At 44.1% G+C, this 23,582-nt stretch carries 17 protein-coding genes and 1 pseudogene; 6 read left to right on the forward strand and 12 right to left on the reverse strand.

Annotation, left to right across the window (positions count from 1 at the left end; translation table 11 throughout):
- Window positions 1-17 precede the first annotated feature (17 nt).
- From tkt to acpP, 3 genes are all read right to left on the reverse strand, one after another.
- Window positions 18-2,030 carry a transketolase gene (tkt, locus tag HGR01_RS16890; protein ID WP_045869833.1) on the reverse strand — a complete coding sequence of 671 codons (2,013 nt, stop codon included), beginning with the start codon at window positions 2,028-2,030 and terminating at the stop codon, window positions 18-20.
- Between the two features lie 540 nt (window positions 2,031-2,570).
- Window positions 2,571-3,818 (reverse strand): beta-ketoacyl-ACP synthase II, encoded by a 1,248-nt coding sequence (fabF, locus tag HGR01_RS16895; protein WP_045869832.1) that lies wholly within the window; start codon window positions 3,816-3,818, stop codon window positions 2,571-2,573.
- A 177-nt stretch (window positions 3,819-3,995) separates the two neighbouring features.
- Window positions 3,996-4,247, reverse strand: a complete 252-nt coding sequence (acpP, locus tag HGR01_RS16900) for an acyl carrier protein (protein WP_045869831.1) — start codon at window positions 4,245-4,247, stop codon at window positions 3,996-3,998.
- A 437-nt stretch (window positions 4,248-4,684) separates the two neighbouring features.
- Here acpP and HGR01_RS16905 point away from each other — a divergent pair, with 437 nt between their 5' ends.
- Window positions 4,685-5,590 carry a CoB--CoM heterodisulfide reductase iron-sulfur subunit B family protein gene (locus HGR01_RS16905; RefSeq protein WP_045869830.1) on the forward strand — a complete coding sequence of 302 codons (906 nt, stop codon included), beginning with the start codon at window positions 4,685-4,687 and terminating at the stop codon, window positions 5,588-5,590.
- A 652-nt stretch (window positions 5,591-6,242) separates the two neighbouring features.
- On the opposite strand, the gene HGR01_RS16910 is transcribed toward HGR01_RS16905, so the two are convergent.
- Complete coding sequence (locus HGR01_RS16910; RefSeq protein WP_045869829.1) at window positions 6,243-6,638, reverse strand: hypothetical protein; 396 nt, start codon at window positions 6,636-6,638, stop codon at window positions 6,243-6,245.
- Window positions 6,639-6,707: 69 nt separating this feature from the next.
- Here HGR01_RS16910 and HGR01_RS16915 point away from each other — a divergent pair, with 69 nt between their 5' ends.
- Window positions 6,708-6,899 (forward strand): hypothetical protein, encoded by a 192-nt coding sequence (locus tag HGR01_RS16915; RefSeq protein ID WP_168160962.1) that lies wholly within the window; start codon window positions 6,708-6,710, stop codon window positions 6,897-6,899.
- 284 nt (window positions 6,900-7,183) lie between these two features.
- On the opposite strand, the gene HGR01_RS16920 is transcribed toward HGR01_RS16915, so the two are convergent.
- Complete coding sequence (locus HGR01_RS16920; RefSeq protein ID WP_045869827.1) at window positions 7,184-8,068, reverse strand: hypothetical protein; 885 nt, start codon at window positions 8,066-8,068, stop codon at window positions 7,184-7,186.
- A 223-nt stretch (window positions 8,069-8,291) separates the two neighbouring features.
- Between HGR01_RS16920 and HGR01_RS16925 the strand changes: the two genes are divergently transcribed.
- The 4 genes from HGR01_RS16925 to HGR01_RS16940 all read left to right on the forward strand — a co-directional run bounded on the left by HGR01_RS16925 (window position 8,292) and on the right by HGR01_RS16940 (window position 13,496).
- Window positions 8,292-8,885: a hypothetical protein gene (locus HGR01_RS16925; RefSeq protein WP_045869826.1), complete on the forward strand. Its 594-nt coding sequence runs from the start codon at window positions 8,292-8,294 to the stop codon at window positions 8,883-8,885.
- 494 nt (window positions 8,886-9,379) lie between these two features.
- Window positions 9,380-11,968 carry a CHAT domain-containing protein gene (locus HGR01_RS16930; RefSeq protein WP_045869825.1) on the forward strand — a complete coding sequence of 863 codons (2,589 nt, stop codon included), beginning with the start codon at window positions 9,380-9,382 and terminating at the stop codon, window positions 11,966-11,968.
- 1,028 nt (window positions 11,969-12,996) lie between these two features.
- Window positions 12,997-13,212, forward strand: coding sequence for a hypothetical protein (locus HGR01_RS16935; protein ID WP_155539158.1), 216 nt, complete (start codon window positions 12,997-12,999; stop codon window positions 13,210-13,212).
- Window positions 13,213-13,370: 158 nt separating this feature from the next.
- Complete coding sequence (locus tag HGR01_RS16940) at window positions 13,371-13,496, forward strand: hypothetical protein (RefSeq protein WP_255525121.1); 126 nt, start codon at window positions 13,371-13,373, stop codon at window positions 13,494-13,496.
- Between the two features lie 29 nt (window positions 13,497-13,525).
- Here HGR01_RS16940 and HGR01_RS16945 read toward each other — a convergent pair whose 3' ends face one another.
- The 7 genes and pseudogenes from HGR01_RS16945 to HGR01_RS16970 form a co-directional block, all read right to left on the reverse strand.
- On the reverse strand, window positions 13,526-17,926 hold the full coding sequence (locus HGR01_RS16945; protein WP_045870114.1) for an NB-ARC domain-containing protein: 4,401 nt from the start codon (window positions 17,924-17,926) through the stop codon (window positions 13,526-13,528).
- A gap of 50 nt (window positions 17,927-17,976) precedes the next feature.
- Window positions 17,977-18,051 (reverse strand): annotated as a pseudogene (locus HGR01_RS41950) (hypothetical protein); the annotation flags it as partial.
- Between the two features lie 630 nt (window positions 18,052-18,681).
- Complete coding sequence (gene lpxD, locus HGR01_RS16950; RefSeq protein ID WP_045869822.1) at window positions 18,682-19,713, reverse strand: UDP-3-O-(3-hydroxymyristoyl)glucosamine N-acyltransferase; 1,032 nt, start codon at window positions 19,711-19,713, stop codon at window positions 18,682-18,684.
- 78 nt (window positions 19,714-19,791) lie between these two features.
- The gene (locus HGR01_RS16955) at window positions 19,792-20,364 is read right to left on the reverse strand and encodes a hypothetical protein (RefSeq protein ID WP_045869821.1); all 573 of its coding nucleotides are present in this window, start codon (window positions 20,362-20,364) and stop codon (window positions 19,792-19,794) included.
- Complete coding sequence (locus tag HGR01_RS16960; RefSeq protein ID WP_045869820.1) at window positions 20,355-21,188, reverse strand: DUF692 domain-containing protein; 834 nt, start codon at window positions 21,186-21,188, stop codon at window positions 20,355-20,357. The genes HGR01_RS16955 and HGR01_RS16960 overlap by 10 nt, the downstream gene beginning before the upstream one ends.
- Window positions 21,189-21,328: 140 nt before the next feature.
- A complete protein-coding gene (locus HGR01_RS16965) occupies window positions 21,329-22,276 on the reverse strand; it encodes a TIGR04222 domain-containing membrane protein (protein ID WP_045869819.1) in 948 nt (315 codons plus the stop codon).
- Window positions 22,277-22,717: 441 nt separating this feature from the next.
- Complete coding sequence (locus HGR01_RS16970; protein WP_045869818.1) at window positions 22,718-23,509, reverse strand: ion transporter; 792 nt, start codon at window positions 23,507-23,509, stop codon at window positions 22,718-22,720.
- Window positions 23,510-23,582 lie beyond the last annotated feature (73 nt).

Consider the following 23,582-nt stretch of genomic DNA (forward strand, 5'->3'; position numbering starts at 1 on the left):
AGAATTTGCTGTTGCGATTAACCCAACAATTCTTTTGCTTTAGCTAATACATTATCAACACTAAAGCCAAACTTCTCTAGGACAACATTACCAGGCGCGGAAGCACCAAATGTATCAATACTAACGGTAGCGCCTTCACTACCTACATACTTGTGCCAGCCGAAGCTAGAAGCTGCTTCTACAGACAAACGCTTGGTGACGGCTTTTGGTAATACAGACTCTCTATAAGCTGCATCTTGTGCGTCAAACAAATCCCATGCAGGTAAGGAAACAACGCGAACTTTCTTACCTTCGGCTGTGAGTTTTTCAGCAGCAGTCACAGCGAGGCTCAATTCTGAACCAGTACCAATCAGGATGATATCTGGTGTGCCTTCGCTATCTACCACAATGTATCCACCCTTAGCTACACCTTCAATCGAGGTACCTGCTAAGTTAGGAACATTTTGACGGGTTAACGCTAACAAAGTAGGAGCATTTGCCTTTGCTCTCTCAATTGCTATTTTGTAAGCACCAGAGGTTTCTGTACCGTCTGCGGGGCGAAGCACTGTCAGTTTAGGAATAGCACGCAGGGAAGCCAGGGTTTCGATGGGTTGGTGGGTGGGGCCGTCTTCACCTTGACCGATGGAGTCGTGAGTCATTACCCAAATACTACCGGCTTGGGACAAAGCAGATAAGCGGATGGGTGCGCGCATGTAGTCTGTGAAGATCAGGAAGGTAGCGCCGTAGGGAATTAAGCCGGAACTGTGCAACGCGATACCATTGACAATTGCACCCATACCATGCTCCCGTACACCATAGTGGATGTTGGGGTTTTGGTATTGTCCTTTTTGGAAGTCGCCCTTACCTTTGAGTTCGGTTAAGTTGGAGTGGGTTAAGTCAGCGGAACCACCGATTAACTCTGGTAATACTGCCGCAAGTTTGTTGAGGCAAGTTTCGGAGTGTTTCCGGGTGGGTAGTCCTTTGTCTTCGGGGGTGTAGGTGGGTAGTACTTTATCCCAGCCATCAGGCAATTTACCGCTTAGGTAACGTTCAAATTCAGCTGCTTCTTGGGGATACTTAGCTTTGTAATCAGCAAAAGCTTTGTTCCATTCAGATTCGTAACCTGCACCACGTTCGACAGCTTTGTGAGTGTGGCTGAGGACATCTTGGGGAACTACGAAAGGTTCATATTCCCAACCCAAGTTTTTGCGGGTTAATGCAACTTCATCTGTACCCAAAGCCGCACCGTGAACGCCAGCGGTGTTGGCTTTGTTGGGGGAACCGTAACCAATGGTGGTTGTGACCTTAATGAAAGAAGGCTTATCGGTAACAGCTTTCGCAGCTTCAATTGCTTTGGCGATCGCATCTAGGTCGGTGTTGCCGTTCTCTACATGTTGAACGTGCCAGCCGTAAGCTTCAAATCGCTTAGAAACATCTTCGGTGAAGGCTACATCTGTAGAACCATCAATGGAGATGTGGTTATCATCGTACAGAGCAATCAGTTTGCCTAATCCCAAGTGTCCTGCGAAAGAACAAGCTTCACCAGAAACACCTTCCATGTTGCAACCATCACCCAAAATTACGTAGGTGTAATGGTCAACAATGTTGGCATCGGGTTTGTTGTATTTAGCCGCTAGGTGAGCTTCTGCGATCGCAAAACCAACTCCATTGGCAATCCCTTGACCCAGAGGCCCGGTAGTCACTTCTACACCAGCAGTCATGAAGTTTTCTGGGTGTCCAGGGGTTTTGGATTCCCACTGACGGAATAGCTTGATGTCCTCAATAGTTACACTGTCATAACCAAAAAGGTACAGCAGGGCATACTGCAACATCGAGCCATGACCAGCAGACAGGATGAAGCGATCGCGGTTAAACCATTTGGGATTTTTGGGATTAAACCGCATAAAGCGATCCCAAAGTACAAAAGCCATCGGAGCAGCGCCCATCGGCAGCCCTGGGTGTCCCGATTTTGCTTTTTCTACGGCATCAATAGCCAAGAAGCGAATCGAGTTAATAGATAGTTCTTCGAGGGATTGGGTTGCAACAGCCATAAATAAGATTGTTTTTAACGACGGGTTAGCACTCTTGGTAGCTCACACAGTTACCGGGGAGGCAAAAAAAGCTTGGATTTTGTCCAAATTGATTGCCTGATTGTTTTGACATTCCCCCTATTCTTATCATCCCACTGCCAATTGTTGATGGACAAGCGGGATATTTAGTGATGACTGTGATAAATCCAGCTAATAATTGGGTTGTTTTGAACCGTTGATTTAGTTGGAAATGAAATCGATGATACTGTTACCACCAACTTGCGGCAGAGCGACCAGCAGATAAATTGGTGATGTTCTAAAGAATTCCAGCAATTAAATTATCCAATTTTGAGAGCAAAGATCATAGGCAAAATTTGCTTTATCTGGGCATGGGGCATTGGGCATGGGGCATTGGGCATGGGGAAAATCAATTTTGGATTTTGGATTTGTGATTTTGGATTAGGTTTAAATCTAAAATCCAAAATCTAAAATCTAAAATTCCTGCTTCCTCCGCCTCCTCTGCTCCCACAGCAAAGGGATAATTTATTGACTAGAAGTCCCTTAGAGGTATTTCTTAAAGGCTAGGGTCACATTATGACCGCCAAACCCAAAGGAATTGGATAATGCCACGTTGACTTCTTGAGCGCGGCTGGTGTGAGGAATATAATCCAGGTCACACTCTGGATCGGGATTTTGAAGATTAATTGTTGGTGGAACTTGATCGTTGGCGACGGCCAGTACTGTTGCTACGGCTTCAATACCTCCAGAACCACCTAAAAGATGACCTGTCATTGATTTGGTAGAGCTGATGGCTACTTTATAGGCAGAATCGCCTAGGGCCTTTTTCATCGCAGCTGTTTCCGTGGAATCATTAGCTGGGGTACTGGTGCCGTGAGCATTGATATAGTTCACCATCTCTGGGGTTAGCTCCCCATCTTTCAGGGCTATTTCTATGGCTCTGGCTGCACCTAATCCACCGGGAACTGGGGAAGTCATGTGATAGGCATCACAGGTCATCCCATAACCGACCATTTCTGCGTAAATGTGAGCGCCTCGACTCAAAGCATGTTCGAGTTCTTCTAGCACCAAAATTCCCGCACCTTCACCCATGACAAATCCATCGCGATCGCGGTCAAATGGACGGCAGGCATTAGCTGGGTCATTGAGGGTTGAAAGTGCCCGGGCTGCAGCGAATCCAGCTACACCCAATGGTGTAATTGCTGCTTCACAGCCGCCGCAAATCATGGCTTTGGCATAACCCCATTGAATTTGGCGAAAAGCATCGCCGATGGCATTGGAACCTGCTGCACAAGCGGTTACAGAGCAGGAATTTGGCCCTTTGGCTCCGGTATGAATAGCTGTTAATCCAGCCGCCATATTGGCGATCATCATCGGAATCATGAACGGACTACAGCGATCGGGGCCGCGGTTTAGGTAGACTGTTTGCTGGTCTTCTAAAACCTTCAAACCGCCAATACCAGAACCAATAATTACACCGACCTGTTCTGCATTCAGTTCATTAATCTCTAAACGCGCGTCAGATATAGCTTGTTTTGCCGCTGACACCCCAAATTGGGAAAACCGATCCATGCGCTTGGCTTCTTTGCGCTCTAAATAAATATGTGGATCGAAGTTTTTGACTTCACCAGCAATGCGGCAATCATGGCGAGAGGCATCAAAAGCGGTGATGAAATCAATGCCATTACGACCGCTTAACAATCCTTCCCAATACTGTGCTGGTGTATTGCCAATTGGTGTAATCGCGCCAACACCAGTTACCACAACGCGTTTACGTTTATAATCTGTCATGACTCAGTTAAAGGTGGCGAGAAAGCAGCAAAAAGGTGACTAGTAATTAGGGACTGGGGGCTGGGGATTGGGGACTGGGTACTAGGTACTGGGGACTGGGTGAAAGATTTAAGTTAAATTTTTCCTGATCCCCAATCCCTAATCCCCGATCCCCAATCCCCGATCCCCAAATACCGTTCAGGCAGATGTAGGAGCTTTGCTGTTGATATAATCCACTGCATCTTGAACCGACAAAATCTTTTCAGCGGATTCATCGGGAATTTCAATATCAAATTCTTCTTCAAAAGCCATTACTAACTCCACGATATCTAAGGAGTCAGCTCCTAAATCATCAACAAATGTAGATATTGGTTTGATAGTATCGGCCTCAACACCTAGTTGTTCGACAACGACTTTCTTCACTCTTTCAAAAGTGTTCTCTTGGCTCATAGATAAAATTTCCTTAACCAGTTGCTATGATCTGTTCTTTGTGGGCGACATTGTTTTGAGCATATACATCTTATCGGAAAGCGCGATCGCCCGTATACTGCCACAAAGTTTTCCCAAAACAAAACCTGACCACGTGTAATTGCCGCATAAAACAACTCTTAATGAGCATTTAGGCACCAAACCATGCTAGATAATGCTGGGGATGTTACTGAGGCATTTTCTGCGTGAAAATTGCTCAACCTGCTCCTGGGGAGCAAGCTAGGGCAATAGAATTCGCAAGATAATTGCATATACTCTCAACATGTCTCTGTTTTGCAATTCTTACCGATTTTTTTTACAATGTCCAAATCCCGATACATAGCCTTCCAATGTACACTGGCAAGGGAAGATCAAAAATTTATTGTTGAGGGCAATTGTTCTCAACCTGCTATAGTTCTATGCTATCTCAAAGTCTAAAATACGCTTACTTTCCTGGTTGTGTTGCTCAAGGTGCTTGTCGGGAACTGTACCAATCAACTCAAGCTTTAACCAGGGCTTTAGGTATTGAATTAATTGAACTGAAAAAAGCCGCTTGCTGTGGTTCGGGTACTTTTAAAGAAGATTCCCAACTGTTAGAAGATACAGTTAATGCGCGCAATATTGCTTTAGCTGAAGAGTTGAATTTACCTTTACTAACTCATTGCAGCACTTGCCAAGGTGTCATCGGTCATGTTGATGAACGGCTCAAAGAATGTCAGACCAAAAATCCAGCATATATTGAGCAAGTGAATGGATTATTGGCAAAAGAAGGCTGTTTACCTTATCGCGGTAATACAGAAGTTAAACATCTGCTTTATGCCTTAGTCACAGATTACGGTTTAGCAGAGATTACCAAACGCGTTACCCGCAAGTTGAGTGGGCTAAAATGTGCGGCGTTTTATGGTTGCTATCTCCTCCGCGCCCAAAAATCCATGCCTTATGATGACCCCTTTAACCCAGAAGCGATGGAAAATGTGTTTCGGGCTGTAGGTGCAGAACCAGTTTATTACCGAGGACGCACACAATGTTGTGGCTGGCCTTTATCTAGTTACGCCACTACCGAATCTTTTCAAATGGCGGGGAAACATATTCAAGATGCTTTGGCGGCTGGTGCTGATTGTATGGTTACCCCTTGTCCTTTGTGTCATTTAAATTTAGACTCTCGTCAGCCAGAAGTAGAAAAGGTAATTGAAAAGAAGCTGGGTTTGCCAGTATTACATTTACCGCAATTAATTGCTTTGGCGTTAGGCGTTAGTCCTCAAGAATTGGGTTTAGATAAACATATTGTTTCGACAAAGCCAGTTTTGGAGAAATTAGGGTTTTAGGAATGGGTAATTGGGTTTTTGGTGTTTGCTATCAATTGCCAATTGATAAAAATGCTATTTCAGTAGAGACGCGATTAATAGCGCATACGTGTCAACTTAAGCTAAAAGCTATATAGGACGGGCTTTGTACAAAAACCCTCGCCCTCATCCCCTCACCCCTTCTCCCTCAGGGAGAAGGGGAATTAAATCTCTTGCTCCCCTCTCCTGCTGGGAGCTACGGTGTACACACAAGTACTCTCCGCATACGTTTCAGGGATTTCAACCCCCTTAAATTGTCATTGCGAGGAGGAACGACGAAGCAATCGCTTGGTGCTGGGATTGCTTCTCTTCGAGACGCTACGCGAACGCTTCGCTCGCAATGACAGGTTTTGAGCGATTTTTATCTGAGTTTAAAACTCCCTTCCAGGTAGGATTTCAAGACTTCTGTGTACACCGTAGCCTGCTGGGAGAGGGGCTGGGGGTGAGGGCAAAACCTTTGCACAAAGCGGGTTTCACGTTAAGTTGACACCAATGTTAATCGCGTCTCTACAACGCAGTGGGGATTAGAGGCAAAGGAGAAAGGTTTTGTATTTTCCCCTTCCCCTTTAACCTTTTCCCTTTTCCCAGATATCTAATGTTGATTGTTAACCGTCAACAGTCAACATCCGAAAGCTTATGCTGTTTCTATCGGCTCAACAGGTGGTTTCTCTACACCTGATTTTATGCGGGTAATAGTACCTTTGCGGATGCGATCGCTCTTTAGCACACCACCAGCTTGCACATATTCAGCGCTTTCTTTTCCGTATCTGCCAGCAACAGACATCAGCATATTTTCACATACAACGCTCAAGGTTTTTTCTAATTTGTCAATATCAGTTTTGGAGGCATCTATTACAGCCAAAGCTGTGTTATGAGCGTTGAGTTTATTGCGTAATTCTTCAATTATTTGCTGCATATTTTGCAAGCTGTTAGAACTGCCAAAATCAAGATTTGGATCAATAGCTTGCATTCCAGAAGCTCTCTGTAAAGCTTTTTCGAGAATCCGAGATGAGCGTTTAGGTAAGGTCATATAATAGCTTCACTCCTCATAAACTTTGCCACTACAGCACCGCGTAAATAAATCAACAATTCTCCAACAATGAAATGCTTTGCTGCATTCATTTTGAATTTTGCGGTGCTACTGTTAGCTTGTCTTAAAATAGGTGGATTTCGGTTCAGGGAAAATAACAAATTTTTAGCTTTTTTTAACAATATTTTGGGTGATAATTCTGTAATTATGCGTAATCTCTCGCGATCGCCTCTTAATGGCGAATTTCTACCAGATGAGTAGGTTGGGTTGGCGTAAGGAAACCCAACACCGAGATATCGGTTAAGCGTTTTGAAACCAAAATTGGTTTTGGGGAAAAGGTGAAAGGTTAAGGGTTAGGGATTTCCAAGAAATAAATTATTCCATCTTGTGGGGCGGGCAAGATGCCCGCCAAATAAACTGGGCGGACATCTTGCCCGCCCCACAATAAATACTAGGATATTTTTTTATTTGGAAGTCCCTTAAAGGTTTTTTCTTCCCCTTCCCCTTCCCCCTTCCCCGACAAGTTACGCTGCGCTTAACACAACTCAAGGAACGATAGTTTTAGAAACTTCTGGACTGCGAATGAGCAAATGTCCTTTATCACTGTTTTGAATAGCAATCACTGCTGGGCGATCGCTAGGTGTGGCATTTAGAGGTAAAGTTTGAAATAAATAAATCCAGCCGCCTCGTTCTAGCAGTAAGCGCCAAATTCTCGGTTGGTTGGGGTTGCTGGTATCAGTATCTTCTCTACCGCGTAAATCTTCAAATAGTCCTCTGTCACCAATGATTTTGTAACCTTTTAATGGCGGATCAGTAAACTCATCATCTAGTTTGCGTCCCGCGACAAATTTCTCTTCTGGTGATATTAGGGCAATTACAGGCAAAGTAGAATTTTGACTAGCATCTCTTCGAGCATCTGTAATGCCTTGCCACTTAGCTAACCAGAATATTGTAATTAAAACCCAAGAGACGATGACAATTTCATTGACTAAAGAACGCAAAAAATCTACAGAACGCAATTGTACAGAACTGTAGACCGCCAGAGAATTCAGCAATTTAGCTCTCTTTGTCTGCTGACGTTGGGTAGCGGGAATGATGCGACGTGATAGCAAGTGGTTGAGAGTAGCAACTACCGCTTCGCTGATGATTCTAATTAACCATAGGGTAATGTTAATGGCGATCGCAGTTAACAAAAAAGCGATCGCAGTTTTGCCAATCGCCCAACCATCCCCAAAGAAGATTTGTAGGGGAACCATGAGAAACGACTGTGCAGGTAAATCGAGGTTAGCAACTTCTAGCTGAAAAAAATAGAAATATGACCAACGATAAATCCAGCCTGCAAAGAACAGCGCCGCACCTAGTAAACCAAGTACACTTGTAAACTTACCTAAAATGTTCGGGTCTGAGGTGGGATTGGGGGCTGAACTCACAGAAGCACTCCAAAAGCAAGAGATTGGATAGAAAAAAGGCAAGGGGGCAGGGAGCAGGGAGCAGAGAGAAATAAGTAGTAAATATTTGACCCTTGACTCTTGACCCTTGACCCTTGACAATTCCTTAAATCAATCAAATTATTTTCCGTTATTTTACGGAAATTTGGTAAATAGTAAGGAAGTTAAACAAAGAATTAATACGTAATTAAACAGTGTTAAGACTATGACTGCTTTTTTTAAAGTAATAGTTGTGGGAGTCTTGGCAACAGCAGGAGTGCTGGCAGGAAACACCATATCTGCAATTGGTAAAGAAGTCAAGACAGGAAATGTTTTGCTAGCACAAACACCAGTACAATCAGAGTCAATCGCATTACCAATAGCTTTACCAGAGATGGCAGCTATTAATTTGAAGAAAGGCGGATCACAGAGTGGTCAGGTGGTTGGTATAGATGCTCAAGGGCAAAAATTAACGATTCAGCGTAATAGAAAAACTTACTTAATTCCTTTAAATCAAATTGAAAAAGTAGCATTTAGGAATAGTGCTAAAGCTTACAGAACTGATGGACGGATGATTATCCGGGGTGAAAGGCAACGTTACACAGCTAAAGTAATGACTTGGAGTGGTTTACCTTTAGATACTTTGAGGATTAAAAACCCTGTTCAAGGTCAAGCAGAAGTGAAGCTGGGGCCACCTGTAGTTTCTTCAGATTTATTATCTGGTATTCAGTCCGTGGCTAAAGATAGACAATATGTGGTGGAGCAAATCCAGTTTAATCCGCAAAAAAGAACAATGACGATTCAGGCGACACCGTATTAGGGGATGGGGAATGGGGAATGGGGAATGGGGAAGGGGGAATGGGGAATGGGTAACGTAGGGTGTGTTATGCCGTAGGCTAACGCACCTTCAACAATTCAAGGTGCATTGCACTTGATGCAATTGTCTTGCCACCCCATACAATCTGCATTACCACCCAATACAATCCCTATATCTAAATTTCTATCGTTGCATGAATTGACTTTTGTACAGACGCGATTAATCGCGTCTCTGCAACTTTTGACTTCCCAAAGGGGCTGATTCATTCCCTGTTCTCTCCCATCGCTAAAATAATTGGGCAAATTAATCTCCCATATTTTTTACTATGCCCAATGCCCAATGCCCCATGCCCAACCCAATACTTGTCGGTTAAGGGCAAAAGGGGAAGGGGAAAAGGGGTAAGAAAAAACCTTTAACCCTTACCCTTTCACCTTTTCCCCAAACCAAATTCCCAGTTGAAAATCCTTAACCGAGCAGTATTGATTCCCAACCCTTCTATGCAAAAAATTCTCACCAGTATATTAGCTGTAGGTATTTACCTAACACCCCTAACACTGACACTCATCGCTCAACCCAGTTGGGGACAAACTCAAAACCCCCAAGCACAAACAGCCGAAAACCTACTAGAACAGGCGATAGAAAAGAGACAACAACAGGAATATCAACAAGCAATACCTATATTTCAGCAAGTTCTGGTGATGCTACGAGAACTTAAAGACCAAAAACTTGAAGCACTCGTACTCAATAACCTAGGTTATTGCTACTCCGCATTAGGAGAAAAGCAGCAAGCACTGTCATTCTACAATCAAGCTCTGCCCCTTAGACGGGCGGTGGGCGATCGCTCTGGCGAAGCCACGACTCTTAATAACATCGGTTTAGTCTACAACGCATTAGGAGAAAAGCAGCAAGCATTGTCATTCTACAATCAAGCTCTGCTCATACTTCGGGCGGTGGGAGATCGCTCTGGTGAAGCGCTTACTCTCAATAACATAGGTGGAGTCTACAATGCATTAGGAGAAAAGCAGCAAGCACTGTCATTCTTCCAGCAATCTCTGCCCATACTTCGGGCGGTGGGCGAGAGATCAGGCGAAGCTGCTACTCTCAATAACATCGGTGCAGTCTACTCCGCATTAGGAGAAAAGCAGAAAGCACTAGAATTCTACAACCAATCTCTACCCCTGAGGCGGGCGGTGGGCGATCGCACTGGCGAAGCTGCTACTCTCAATAACATCGGTTTAGTCTACAACGCATTAGGAGAAAAGCAGAAAGCACTAGAATTCTACAACCAATCTCTACCCCTGAGGCGGGCGGTGGGCGATCGCACTGGCGAAGCGATTACTCTCAATAACATCGGTGGAGTCTACTACGAATTAGGAGAAAAGCCGCAAGCACTGTCATTTTTCAATCAAGCTCTGCCCATACTTCGGGCGGTGGGTGATCGCACTGGTGAAGCTGCTATTCTCAATAACATCGGTGGAGTCTACGACGATTTAGGAGAAAAGCAGCAAGCACTGTCATTCTACAATCAAGCTCTGCCCATATTTCGGGCGGTGGGCGATCGCTCAGGCGAAGCCAGAACTTTGGCTAACAGGGGTATTTTATTTCATAATACAAATCGCTCCACTGAAGCTATTACCGATTTAGAAAAATCTCTGCAAATCACTTTAGAAATGCGTCGGGGTTTACAGCAACAAAATCGCCAAAATTTTTTACAGGAATATGATTGGGGTGCAGCTTTAACCCATGTGCTGATTGAGCAAAAGAAAAATGCTCAAGCTTTTGAATGGGTGAATCTTTTCACTACTGCCGATTTAGCTGACTACAATCGCCTCATTAACGCCAAAGTTGCCAACCGCGAAGCACAACAAGCGATTGATAATTGGAATCAAAAAAATCAACAACTAGAATCGCGGCGACAACAACTGCAAAATCAGTTTTCTGAAACTTCAGCCCAAGAAATTCGCCAATTAGAAACCCAAGTCTATCAACAAGCCGAAGCAATATCCCGCAAGTTTCCCGAAGTTGCCGAACTATTTGAAACCACACCCGCAGATATTGCCAAGCTGAAATCATCCATCCCCTCTGGAACAGTGGTAATTCAACCTGTTCTATTGACAAATGTGGAGAATATACCAAAGTCTCTAACAATTTTTATCTTAACTAACAATAAATTAGATGTTATTAAAACAGAGATTAAGCCTGCAGAATTTGACAAAATTCTCACCCAATATCTAGAGCAAGTGCAGGATGATGGTGATGCTGGTTATGCAGAAAATAGCGTGAAATTGTATGATATTCTCATCCGCCCGATTGAAAAGACAATCCAGAAATTGCAACCCCAGCAATTGAGTATTATCGCCACTGGTAAACTCCGCTATCTGCCTTTTGAAACCCTGAGAGACAGTAAAACTCAAAAATATTTAATCGAAAAATATCCCGTCAATTATCTCACGCGCATTTCCACTCGTTCTCTACAACCGCTAAAGGAAACTCGCCAACCAAAAAAAGTCTTAGCTTTTGGTAATCCTATGCCCCGTGAATCACAAAATTTACCAGATGCAGAAACAGAAGTCAAAAGGATTCAGCAATTACTACCAGGAAGTGAAGCGTATATCGGTAGTGAAGCCACTTTCGCAAAGTTTGAAACTCAAGCCTTAAACTTTGATTTTTTGCATTTAGCAACTCATGGCTGCTTCCAAGACCAAGACTGTAAAACAATAAACTTAAAAAAGAATTCTTTGCTATTTGCCGATAAACAATTTGATATTGCTGATGCCGCATATTTAGGCTTACAAGGTACGCAATTACTTACTCTCAGCGCTTGTCAAACTGCTAAAGAAATTAATAATAAAGGTGCAGGAATTGCCGGAGTTGCCTATATATTTGAACGTGCTGGCGCGCAAGCCGTGATGGGTACTTTGTGGGCGGTTGAAGATAGCGCCACCAAAGATTTGATGATTGATTTTTATCAAAATCTCCAGCAAGGTAGGAGTAAAGGCGAAGCATTACAAAGAGCAAAGTTGAAGCAAATTGACCGTCATCCGTTTTACTGGTCGCCATTTATTTTAATTGGCGACGCACGATGAATAGCGTTTCGGAGAGCAAGAGATTTAGCGCTCTTTAATCATTCTCAGTAGATAAAAATCTAAACCCCTTATTATTCCGGACTTTTATGAATTTAGGCGTAGGTTGGGTTGAGGAACGAAACCCAACATCCAAAAACCTCGATATAGTTGGGTTTCACCGGGTTCAACCCAACCTACATTTATTTTCTCTCCCCAGAGCGACGGAAGAGCGTTAGTTCCCCTTCTCCTGCGGGAGAAGGGGTTAGGGGATGAGGGCGCGAGGTATTTGTACAACGCCCGCCCTATATAGCTTTTAGCTTAAGTTGACACCAATAGGCAGTACCCAGTGGTGTCAACTTAACGTGAAACCCGTTTGGTTGCAAGGTTTCGCCCTCACCCTGTGCCCCTCTCCCACAGGGTGAGGGGAGTAAGAGATTTAGTTCCCCTTCTCCTAGGGGAGAAGGGGTTAGGGGATGAGGGCGCGAGGTATTTGTACAACACCCGCCCTATATAGCTTTTAGCTTAAGTTGACACCAATGGGCACTGCCATACCCAGTGGTGTCAACTTAACGTGAAAACTGCTTGGTTGCAAGGTTTCGCCCTCACCCTGTGCCCCTCTCCCACAGGGCGAGGGGAGCAAGAGATTTAGTTCCCGCTATTACTGGCAGAGTACATGAGTTTTTGTTACTCTCCCACAGGGTGAGGGGAGTAAGAGATTTAGTTCCCCTTCTCCTGCGGGAGAAGGGGTTAGGGGATGAGGGCGCGAGGTATTTGTACAACGCCCGCCCTATATAGCTTTTAGCTTAAGTTGACACCAATGGGCACTGCCATACCCAGTGGTGTCAACTTAACGTGAAAACTGCTTGGTTGCAAGGTTTCGCCCTCACCCCCAGCCCCTCTCCCACAGGGCGAGGGGAGCAAGAGATTTAGTTCCCCTTCTCCTAGGGGAGAAGGGGTTAGGGGATGAGGGCGCGAGGTACAGACTCTTAGTGCAAAAAATTGGCTCGTTGGTTGTGAAGGAGATCTGGTTGTGAACGAAGGAGCGCTCATTGATAGACAACCCGATCGCGTTGGTTATGAAGGAACCGATGTTCTCTATGGATGAGCGCTCATTGATAGACAACCCGATCACGTTGGTTGTGAAGGAACCGATGTTCTCTATGGATGAGCGCTCATTGATAGACAACCCGATCACGTTGGTTATGAAGGAACCAATGTTCTCTATGGATGAGGCAATTTTGCTAAAGAAGGCTGATTTGGCGTAGATGCTGCATGGCTTGGTGGTAGAAATCGCAGTGAAGAGATAGAGTGCGAATCTTACAAGGTTAAGCGATCGCATTTTCTGGAGTAGTTATACCATTTTGAAACAAGACAGATGGGTAGGGGCACGGCACCAGTAAGATATTGGATATGCCAAAAGATTGTGGATGCCGTGCCCCTACAAAGAATTTATCTGTCGCCAACATTATTTGAATTGGTATTAACAGCGATCGCACTCTATACTTGTGAGACTGGGAAGGCGATCGCACTCCATACTTGTGAGGTGTAAATTACGAATTACGAATTACGAATTACAAATTATTTCCACCATCGCCCCACATCTGCGATCGCACTGGCAAGTTCTACCGTTGCAACTTCACCACCTAATGCAAAGATAACCGGAAACAATGCTTTGATATCCTGCAGCAAATTAGGGCGAGTGTGAACAGATAACTGATGAAGGGTATCTTGCCAAAGTGGAAAAAGTATGGCGGATGGCATTTGTGACAGACCAAAAGCTAAGGCACTGAGGGCCTTGGTGCGATACTGCTCATCCTCAATTGCCCTAGCAGCAGCGAGTGCTTCTGGTAATACCTCTGGCAGTTTGTCGGCTAAGGCAGTGAGGGCATCGGCGCGATAATACTCATCCTCAATTGCCCTAGCAGCAGCAAGGGCTTCTGGCAAAACTTCTGGTAGTTTCTGGGCTAAGGCAATCAAAGCATCGGCACGATAAAGGTTACCCTGAATCTTTCTAGCAGCAGTCAGGACTTCTGGTAATAATTCTGGTGGTAGTTTCTCGGCTAATTCCCTTAACCCCCCGACACGATAAGACTGATTCTCCATTGCCTCGGTAGCAGCAATAGCTTCTGGCACAACTTCTGGTAGTCTTTGGACTAAGGCAATCAAAACCTCAGCACGATCATACTCATTCTGAGTTTCTCTAGCAGCAGCAAGGGCTTCTGGCAAAACTTCTGGTAGTTTCTCTACTAAAGCTATCAAAGCATTAGCGCGCTCGTAATGATTCTGCATTTTCCGAGCGATCGCTAGGACTTCTGGTAATAATTCTGGTGGTAGGTTCTCGGCTAATTCACTTAAACGATGACCACGACAAGACTCATCTTGAATAGTCTTGGTAGCAGCAATAGCTTCGGGCAAAACTTCTGGGAATCTTTGGGCTAAGGCAATCAAAATCTCAGCACGATGATAGTTCTCCTGAGTTTCTCTAGCCGCAGTCAGGGCTTCTGGCAGTAGTTTTGGCGGTAGTTTCTCTACTAAAGGTACCAAAACTTCACCACGAGTCATTCCATCCTCAATCCCTCTGGCAGCAGCAATAGCTTCGGGCAAAACTTCTGGTAGTTTCTCTAATAAAGCTATCAAAACTTTAGCACGATAATACTCATTTTGAATCGCCCTGGCAGCAGCAACAGCTGCTGGCAACAACTCTGGTGGCAGTTTGTCTGCTAAGGCACTCAAGGCTTGGGTAAGATAATACTCATCCTCAATCGCCACAGCAGCAGCAAGAGCTGCTGGCAACAACTCTGGTGGCAGTTTGTCTGCTAGGGCACTCAAGGCTTGGGCACGATTCCGCTCATGCCCAAGTGCCACAGCAGCAGCAAGAGATGCTGGCAACAACTCTGGTGGCAGTTTGTCTGCTAAGGCACTCCAGGCATCGGTACGATCATCCTCATCTCGAACCATCCTGGCAGCAGCAAGAGCTGCTGGCAACAACTCTGGTGGCAGTTTGTCTGCTAAGGCACTCAAGGCATCGGTACGAGCATTCTCGTACCACATCGTCCTGGCAATAGCAATGGCTTCTGGCAATACTTCTGGCAGTTTATCTGCTAAGGCAATCAAGGCATCGGCACGATAATTCTCATGCCCAAGTGCCCTGGCAGCAGCAAGAGCTGCTGGCAACAACTCTGGTGGCAGTTTGTCTGCTAAGGCACTCAAGGCTTTGGTACGAGAATACTCATGCCAAATCGCCTTGGTAGCAGCAAGAGCTTCTGGCAACAACTCTAGTGGCAGTTTATCTGCTAAGGCACTCAAGGCATCGGCACGATTCCACTCATCCCCAATCGCCCTGGCAACAGCAAGTGCTTCTGGTAATACTTCTGGCAGTTTATCTGCTAAGGCACTCAAGGCTTGGGCACGATAATACTCATCCCCAATCGCCCTGGCAACAGCAAGGGCTTCTGGTAATACTTCTGGTAGTTTATCTGCTAAGGCACTCAAGGCATAGGCACGATAATACTCATCCCCAATCGCCCTGGCAACAGCAAGGGCTTCTTTTAACAACTCTGGTGGCAGTTTATCTGCTAAGGCACTCAAGGCATCGGCACGATAATTATCATCTCGAATCGCCCTGGTAACAGCAAGGGCTTCTGGTAATACTTCTGGCAGTTTGCCTGCTAAGGCACTCAAGGCATAGGTACGATAATACTCATTCCGAATCATCTTAGCGGCGGTGAGGGCTTCTTTCAACAACGCTGGTGGCAGTTTATCTGCTAAGGCATTAAAGGCATCGGCAGGAGCATTCTCATACCAAATCGCCTTAGCGGCGGTGAGGGCTTCTTTCAACAACGCTGGTGGCAGTTTATCTGCTAAGGCGCTCAAGGCTTGGGCACGATAATTATCATCTCGAATCGCCCTGGTAACAGCAAGTGCTGCTAGCAACAACTCTGGTGGTAGTTTATCTGCTGAGGCATACCAGGCAATGGCACGATAATACTCATCCCAAATCGCCCTAGCAACAGCAAGTGCTTCTTTTAACAACTCTGGTGGCAGTTCGTTTTCTAAGGCACTCAAGGCATCGGCACGATCATACTCATTCCCAAGTGTCCTGGCAGCAGCAAGTGCTTCTTTTAACAACTCTAGTGGCAGTTTGTCTGCTAAGGCACTCAAGGCTTGGGCACGATAATTCTCATCTCGAATCGCCACAGCAGCAGCAAGTGCTTCTTTTAACAACTCTGGTGGCAGTTTGTCTGCTAAGGCACTCAAGGCTTGGGCACGCTCATACTCTTTCCCAAGTGCCACAGCAGCAGCAAGTGCTTCTGGTAATACTTCTTTTAGTTTGTCTGCTAAGACACTCAAGGCTTGGGCACGATCTTTCTCTTCCTGAATCGCCCTGGCAGCAGCAAGTGCTTTTTGCAGTGCTAATTGTTGAAGATTTGGTGGCAGATAATTGACTAGTTTTGCCAGCGCGTCGATTTTCTCTTCTAACTTTGGTTTTTGCAGGGCGTAAGCTAGTCCTTGTTCGGGAGTCCAAAAGTTGTTTTTGACCAAAGCAAGTAACAAATCTCTTGGTAAATTAGCTGCCAAACTATTCAGGGATGTAGTAATCAAAGCATAGCGACACTGCAAACTTAATGTTGATGCAGTCCAATTCCTTTGGGCTAATTCCCAAGCACGAGATATATCTGTGATGTAACCCCCTGTTTGTGCCAATTGTTCCCGCGCTTCAAACCAGCCATTATTACCAGTTACCGACTCCTCCCACAACAAAGAGTGAATCTCTTCCAAGAGTCCTGCCTTTTCCAAATGCCAAACTAAATGCTGATGAATGTAACCATCATCAGGTAGGGTATGCCATAAATTATTCTGGGTTTTCTGCCGATATTTCTCCACAAAAGCAGCGTGAGCATCAGTCAGATTTAAACCTAACCCTGGCAAATCTCCTGTCTGCTTTGGCTGTGGCGCAGCAGTTAACAAATTACAGGCTAAATCATGGAATAAGTCATGTAAGCGATAGGTAGGCGTACCATCAGCCAGGGGTACTCCTGTTAATAACAATGCCTTATTCCGTAAATATTGCAATATCCTAGCAGCATCACGCTCATCCATTGCCCACAGCGTCGCCGCCATCATCTGATTAATGTTGACATCCTCCGGCAACACCCCCAACCAAGCAAAATGCTGCTTTTCTTCAGGCATTCTCTTGATACTCAAGTTTAATGATGCTGTTAAACTCAAGCGTTTTAAGCTCGCCTCATCGGTAATTTCGCCCGCTTCCGGTTGGTCAAAACTGGTTAATCTGGCTACCTCTTGCTGAATATCCGCCAATAGTTCATCCCAAGTTGTCCCACTAGCAACTTCGGCGGCTGCAAGTTCCAACGCTAGGGGGAGATAAGCAACACCTTGAGCTAAATTTTCGGCTGACTGACGTTCTGCACCTGTAATTGAGCGTCCTAATTTCTTCGTCAGCAATGCCATCGCCTGATCTGGTTTCATGATATCCAGGCTGTAGGTGCTAGCTGCTAAAGCTTCGGCAATTGACCTTTTACGAGTTGTGACTAAAATCTGACACCGCACCCCACCCACATTAAACGCCTGTGCATCTTGCGTATTCCAAGCATCATCCACCACCAGCAACACGGCTTTGTCATAAAGCAGCGTCTGTAAATGGTTGGTAGTGGCTTCTACACTGGTAGGTTTAAAGCTATAGTCTCCTAATGCTTGCACCCAGCCACTAATTAAAGACAGCACATCCGGCTGTTGACCTAATGTTGCCCACAAAATCCCATCACAGAACCGAGTTTGGATTTCTGCATCTACTGCTAAAGCTGCGGCTAAAGTCGATTTACCCACCGAACCCAAACCATGAATCGCCGTAATTACCAAAGTGCGATTATCTTCTGTCAGGAGGCGAGTTTTTAAATCATCGCTGTATTCTGGGCGTTCAACAAAGTGTGCAGGTAAAGGTGGCGCTTGAAATATCGCCAGTTTAGTTTGGGGTACATCAGCAACACCCTCATCTTCAGGGTAATTCGCTTCTAGTTCTTGAGATTTCTGTGGTCTGTGCTTTCCCATACCTCATCAAATCGTTTCAGGTTCTTTTCTTTATCCCTTGACCATAGCTTTAATGTAAAGTGCCACTCATCAGAACCCTAAGTTTGAATCCGTCAAAATATTGCCAACAAAACTATTGCTTGCATTAGGGACATCCAAATAAAAAAATATCCCAGTATGTATTGTGGGGTGGACATCTTGTCCGCCCAGTTTATGTGGCGGGCAAGATGCCCACCCCACAAGATGGAATAATTTATTTCTTGGAAATCCCTTACACAATAGGGCACAGCATTGCTCATTGGTGTCAACTTAACGTGAAACCCGCTCTTGTGCAAGGTTTCGCCCTCACCCCCAGCCCCTCTCCCGCAGGGAGAGGGGAGTAAGAGATTTAGTTCCCCTTCTCCTGCGGGAGAAGGGGTTAGGGGATGAGGGTGCAAGGCAATACTGCTCGGTTAAGGATTTTCAACTCGGAATTTGGTTGGGGGAAAAGGTGAAAGGGTAAGGGTTAAAGGTTTTTTATTGCCCCTTTTCCCCTTCTCCTTTTGCCCTTAACCGACAAGTATTGGGGTGCAAGGTATTTGTACAACGCCTGCCCTTTATCGCTTTTAGCTTAAGTTGACATCACTGAGCATTGCTGTGCCCCTACCAATTTGTCATATAATTTTTCAAAATTGGTATGATTTTGCTTCTTAACGTTGAAATTGCTTCAGCGTTTTATACATTTCTGGTAGCCGATTATAAATTGCACAGACCTTGAGATATAGTTTGTGGGGAATGGCGGGGGTACCAGAGACAATTTCCCCTGGTGCAACATCATTATGAATTCCTGCTTGCGCTGATGCGATCGCACCGTCTCCAATTTTGACTTGATTGGCTATTCCGGTTTGTCCTGCGAGGATGACACGATTACCAACTTTTACACCACCAGCCATTCCAGCTTGTCCGGCGATCGCACAACCAAAGCCAATTTTGCAACCGTGACCAATTTGCACTAAGTTATCAATGATTGTATCGTGACCTATCCTGGTTTCTCCCACTGCGGGGCGGTCAATGGCGCTGTTAGAACCAACTTCTACGCGGTCTTCTAAAACAGTGTAGCCGGATTGTTGCATTTTTACCCAACCACTACGTGTAGGTACATAGCCAAATCCTTCTGCACCGATGACAACGCCACTATGAATAAAACAATCTGCACCAATTTGGCTACGCTCGTGGATGGTACAGTTAGCTTGTAAGGTAGTGCGATCGCCAATGGTGACATCGGGATAAATCACTACATTGGGGTGAATAATCGCACCATTACCAATTTTGACTCGCTGCTGAATGACTACATGGGGGCCAATGTAAACATCGCTACCAATTACCGCCGTGGGGTCAATTACTGCCGTGGGATGAATTGCGGGGCTGGGGCGGTATGGTTGATAATAAACTGCGATCGCTTGAGCAAATAACAAGCGTGGTTCTTTGGTAGCTACCCAAACAATATTCCGTTCCTGTGCTTGGGCTTGTAAGGTTTTGTCTTGAGGTAAAATTAACGCCCCAGCATGAGTTTTACCCACCCAAGAAAAGAATTTTGGCCCTTCTATATAGCTGAGATTACTACTAGTGGCTTCATCAATGGCTGCTAAGGCTGTAATTTCTGGATCGTGATTGGGGTGAGTGTTGAGGCTGTGGTCAGTAACAATATCATCAAATCGGCTGACAATTTCGCTGAACTTCATTGTTATTTATTGATGAGACATTAATAAAAGCAAGATAATTGTCGCTCTTTGTCAGCCAGATGTTCACGATTTACATTTTTAAAATAGCGATCGCACAGTATGATGTAGGGGCGATCGCGTCTGGAAACGCCACCATACACAGATTGTGAGTTGCGGATGTATCTCTTCCCCATTCCCTAGTTTGTCAACAGCATAACGAAACCAACGTACTTTTAAGCCGTGATTTAGTTCCTCGGCTAATAGCCAAGCTTGTTCGTAGCGGACTAAATCACTTAGCCAAATTGGTTCTAACCCCTCTAGCGGTGAGGTTTGGGTAATAAAGTCAGCAAAGGCGATCGCATCTTGTCGATGTTTCTTGATACCTTGGGGTATATAGGTTTCTGCATATCGCCAAAATAAAGTTTTGAAATTTTTACCGAGTGCGATCGCAGTGCGTGGTAGTAACTTTGATAATAAATTTAATCGCTTCCACTTCAGAGAATTGGCAAATAGGTTAACTTGTGCAGTAGCAAGTTGAGATAAATTTTCTATTTCAGCATCGCTTAATCCCAATTCTGCACCAACGACTTTTGGGTTAGCAAAGAAACTGTTCCTGAATTCAGTATTAGTATACAGTTGGGCTAAAACCTGCTGCGTTTGTGCTAAACCCATTTACCATGACTCCCGGCGATATGTCGTGCTTGTTGCAGTTCTGCGACTAATTCTGCAAAGGCTGGTAAGTTTTCATCTCGTTCGAGAACTATTCCTTTAACTGGAAAGTTGGCGACAACCTCATCCATCAATTGCCAAATTTCGGCTGGTGTTGAGTGGGAATGGCTATCAATCAAAATACCATCATGCCAATGTCCACCCACGAAATGCAACTGTACAACCCGTTCTAGCGGTAATTGTTGGAGAAACTGTTGCACATCATAGCCGTGGTTAACAGCATTAGTGTAGAGATTCGTCACATCTAACAGCAACCCGCAATCAGCACGTTCTGCGACTTCCGCTAAAAATTGGGCTTCTGTCATCTCCCCACCAGGAAGTGCCACCATATAAGTAATATTTTCCACTATTAATGGCACATCAATCCGGCGACGCACTTCAGCGATGTTGCGACAAACTACTTCCACAGCTTCCCGGGTATAAGGTAGCGGTGACAAATGTCCGATATCAATTCCCCCAGCTTTGGTAAAACAAAGATGCTCACTCCACCAGGGGGGGTTAAGCTGCTTAATTAGTGCTGCTAGTTTAGCTAAATAATCTCTATCCAAACCTTCAGCACTACCTAAAGACAGATTAATTGCATGGGGAATTATGGGGAAATGCGCCGCCAGCAATTCTAATTCCTGCTGTTTTGCTGCTGGTGCATCTAAATAATGTTCAGCAACAATTTCCAGAAAGTCTACTGGCTGACGATTGAGAAACAATTCACTTTTAAATAGTTCTCGAAAGCCTAGCCCTACACCTAAATTAGGGAGATGAGATAACATCTTATTAGAAATTCAAAATTAACAAAGCCATCTATGACAAAGATTCCAAAGTTTGCATCTGTTTCTGAAATTGTATATTTATTGTGGGGTGGGCATATTGCCCACCCAATCTATGCAAATTAAATGCCTTAACAGCTTATTTAACTACCACCACAGCCACCACAGCCGCCACCACAACCGCCGCCGCAAGAACTTCCACCACTACAGGAACTCCCACCACTACAGGAAGTTGTACTACTGCAAGAACCATTAGAAGTGTTGCTTCTTTGGCTACTAGTTCTAGATATAGCAGGATAGAAAACTTTGTAGTATGAATCGTATTCACTACCAGCGAGTGCTTCTACACCAAAGATTGCTACTAGCAAGTTGTAATTGAATACTGAAAGAAAGCTGGAATTCTTTGCCTTATTCTTCAATTGAGCAAATGTATTTTGGAGTTGTTCAAGGTAAGCTTTACCTCGATGACTAAGACGCGGTCGCTGATTGACTAACGAAAAAATCCACATAATTGATAGGATACCCATAATAATGAGAAAACCCACGTTATAATGTCCTTTCGCTAAAGCAATGAGTAGCTTATAAAAGCCTAAACTGAAAATAATTGCGGCTGCAATTAAGCCAACTTGTCTATTTCTTACTTGCCATTTATGAGCATATAGTAGTTGCTCATCGTGTAATTGCCTTTCATATCTATCGCAGTCTAGCTGAATTTTGTTAGCTATTGACTCTATTGATTTTACTTTTGGAGAAGTAGAATAACTAGAAAATACCTGATGTTCTATCAACTGTAGTTCTGATAGACTGCCATGAGTGGATGTTTGGCTAATTCCTTCTTTTGTGATTTGTAAAAAGTTCCTCTGAATTAAATTTAAGATTACTACCTTTACTACTTCTGATTTTCCCGAACGCAGATAGGCAATTTTGTAGATATCTAGTTCGCTAGGGATTAAAGGTAAGGGTTGATTTTTTGTCGGATCTTGTACAAGTTTCCAGCAAACTAAAAGTGTCAAGCTAATGACGCTACCATACAAAAGTAAGAATTTTGGCCCGTACATATCTGCAATTGGGTTATGTAGCAAGGCTTCCATAAGGTTTTACTCCAGATTTTCACACCACTAGTACCGCAAGGCGGAAGTCAAAAGTCAAAAGTCAAAAGTCTTGTTTTCTCTGGCTTTGACGTTTTATAAATGGTCTATTGATTCCCGCCAAGTTGTACGAGATATATTAGCTCCATATATATAAACAACAAGAGTTATCGTGTTTACGGAAAACTTTGATATTAGAAACCATTTATCAAGTAAATCTTAAGTAGGAGACTAACACGACTAAAATAGTGCATAAAAAAACTCTTGTGGGATGGGTGTCTCACCCGTCCAAGGCGGACAAGATGTCCACCCCACAAGAAAAATTATTGCACAAAATTAGCTGTGTCAGTCCACTACCGCTACTATTTTGACTTTTGTACAAACGCGATTAATTGCGTCTCTGCAATTCTTTATTCATTAAAAACCCGAATTCTCAAACAGAAATTAATCAGCCCTCATCACAGGTAATTTGGTTCCGCATCTTTTGCAAAATCCAGCATCTGCATCGTGGTAAGCTAAACCGCACCCAGAACAATTCGCTTCTATTTGGTTCGCAGTTTTTACCAAGCGCTTAATTAAATCACCAACTTGCCAAGGAATGAGGGCAATACCTGTCAAAATCATTAATACTGTTAACCAGCGCCCTAATTCAGAAGCGGGTGTCACATCCCCAAAACCCACAGTTGTCATGGTAACAATCGAAAAATACAATGCATCTAAAAAAGTGGCAAAACCTTGGGGATTAACAGGATGTTCAACTTGATAAATTAAGCCCGAGTAAACAAATATAATCGCAAATAAGGTAAATAATATTCTTGCAAATATTACACCATCTTCAGTACTCACACTACCAAAGAAAAATCTTTTATCGATAAACCTGATTAATCTTAAAATCCGAAACCATCGTAATAAACGAATAAAGCTTAAATCTACGGCTCCTAGAAAAAATGGCAAGATAGCAATTAAGTCAATAATGGAATATAAGCTAAAAAAGTATTTAACCTTATTTTCTGCGCTCCATAGACGAATGGCATATTCAACTGCAAAAACTATGAATATAACAGTATCAATAATTTGTAATTGAAACCGGAGAGAATCAGGAATATTATAAGTTTCTGCGACAAAAATCCCTGAAGACAAAAGAACCAATCCGGCGATAGTTAAGTTAATTACTTGTCCTAGTGGTGTTTCTATGTCTGTTAAATAGAATTCGGCTTTTTCTCTGCTAAGTAACATATTTAACCCTAACTATTTTTCAGTATTTCGTAGAAACAACATTTAAAATACGATATTGTTAACAAGTATCTTT

It is taken from the genome of Tolypothrix sp. PCC 7712 (assembly GCF_025860405.1).
In the GTDB taxonomy this organism is placed as follows: Bacteria; Cyanobacteriota; Cyanobacteriia; order Cyanobacteriales; family Nostocaceae; genus Aulosira; species Aulosira diplosiphon.

Excerpts from the sequence above, each read along its gene's own strand:
- tkt (WP_045869833.1), bottom strand. The coding sequence starts at position 2,030 with ATGGCTGTTGCAACCCAATCCCTCGAAGAACTATCTATTAACTCGATT.
- fabF (WP_045869832.1), bottom strand. The coding sequence starts at position 3,818 with ATGACAGATTATAAACGTAAACGCGTTGTGGTAACTGGTGTTGGCGCG.
- acpP (WP_045869831.1), bottom strand. The coding sequence starts at position 4,247 with ATGAGCCAAGAGAACACTTTTGAAAGAGTGAAGAAAGTCGTTGTCGAA.
- HGR01_RS16905 (WP_045869830.1), top strand. The coding sequence starts at position 4,685 with ATGCTATCTCAAAGTCTAAAATACGCTTACTTTCCTGGTTGTGTTGCT.
- HGR01_RS16910 (WP_045869829.1), bottom strand. The coding sequence starts at position 6,638 with ATGACCTTACCTAAACGCTCATCTCGGATTCTCGAAAAAGCTTTACAG.
- HGR01_RS16915 (WP_168160962.1), top strand. The coding sequence starts at position 6,708 with ATGAAATGCTTTGCTGCATTCATTTTGAATTTTGCGGTGCTACTGTTA.
- HGR01_RS16925 (WP_045869826.1), top strand. The coding sequence starts at position 8,292 with ATGACTGCTTTTTTTAAAGTAATAGTTGTGGGAGTCTTGGCAACAGCA.
- HGR01_RS16930 (WP_045869825.1), top strand. The coding sequence starts at position 9,380 with ATGCAAAAAATTCTCACCAGTATATTAGCTGTAGGTATTTACCTAACA.
- lpxD (WP_045869822.1), bottom strand. The coding sequence starts at position 19,713 with ATGAAGTTCAGCGAAATTGTCAGCCGATTTGATGATATTGTTACTGAC.
- HGR01_RS16955 (WP_045869821.1), bottom strand. The coding sequence starts at position 20,364 with ATGGGTTTAGCACAAACGCAGCAGGTTTTAGCCCAACTGTATACTAAT.
- HGR01_RS16960 (WP_045869820.1), bottom strand. The coding sequence starts at position 21,188 with ATGTTATCTCATCTCCCTAATTTAGGTGTAGGGCTAGGCTTTCGAGAA.
- HGR01_RS16965 (WP_045869819.1), bottom strand. The coding sequence starts at position 22,276 with ATGGAAGCCTTGCTACATAACCCAATTGCAGATATGTACGGGCCAAAA.
- HGR01_RS16970 (WP_045869818.1), bottom strand. The coding sequence starts at position 23,509 with ATGTTACTTAGCAGAGAAAAAGCCGAATTCTATTTAACAGACATAGAA.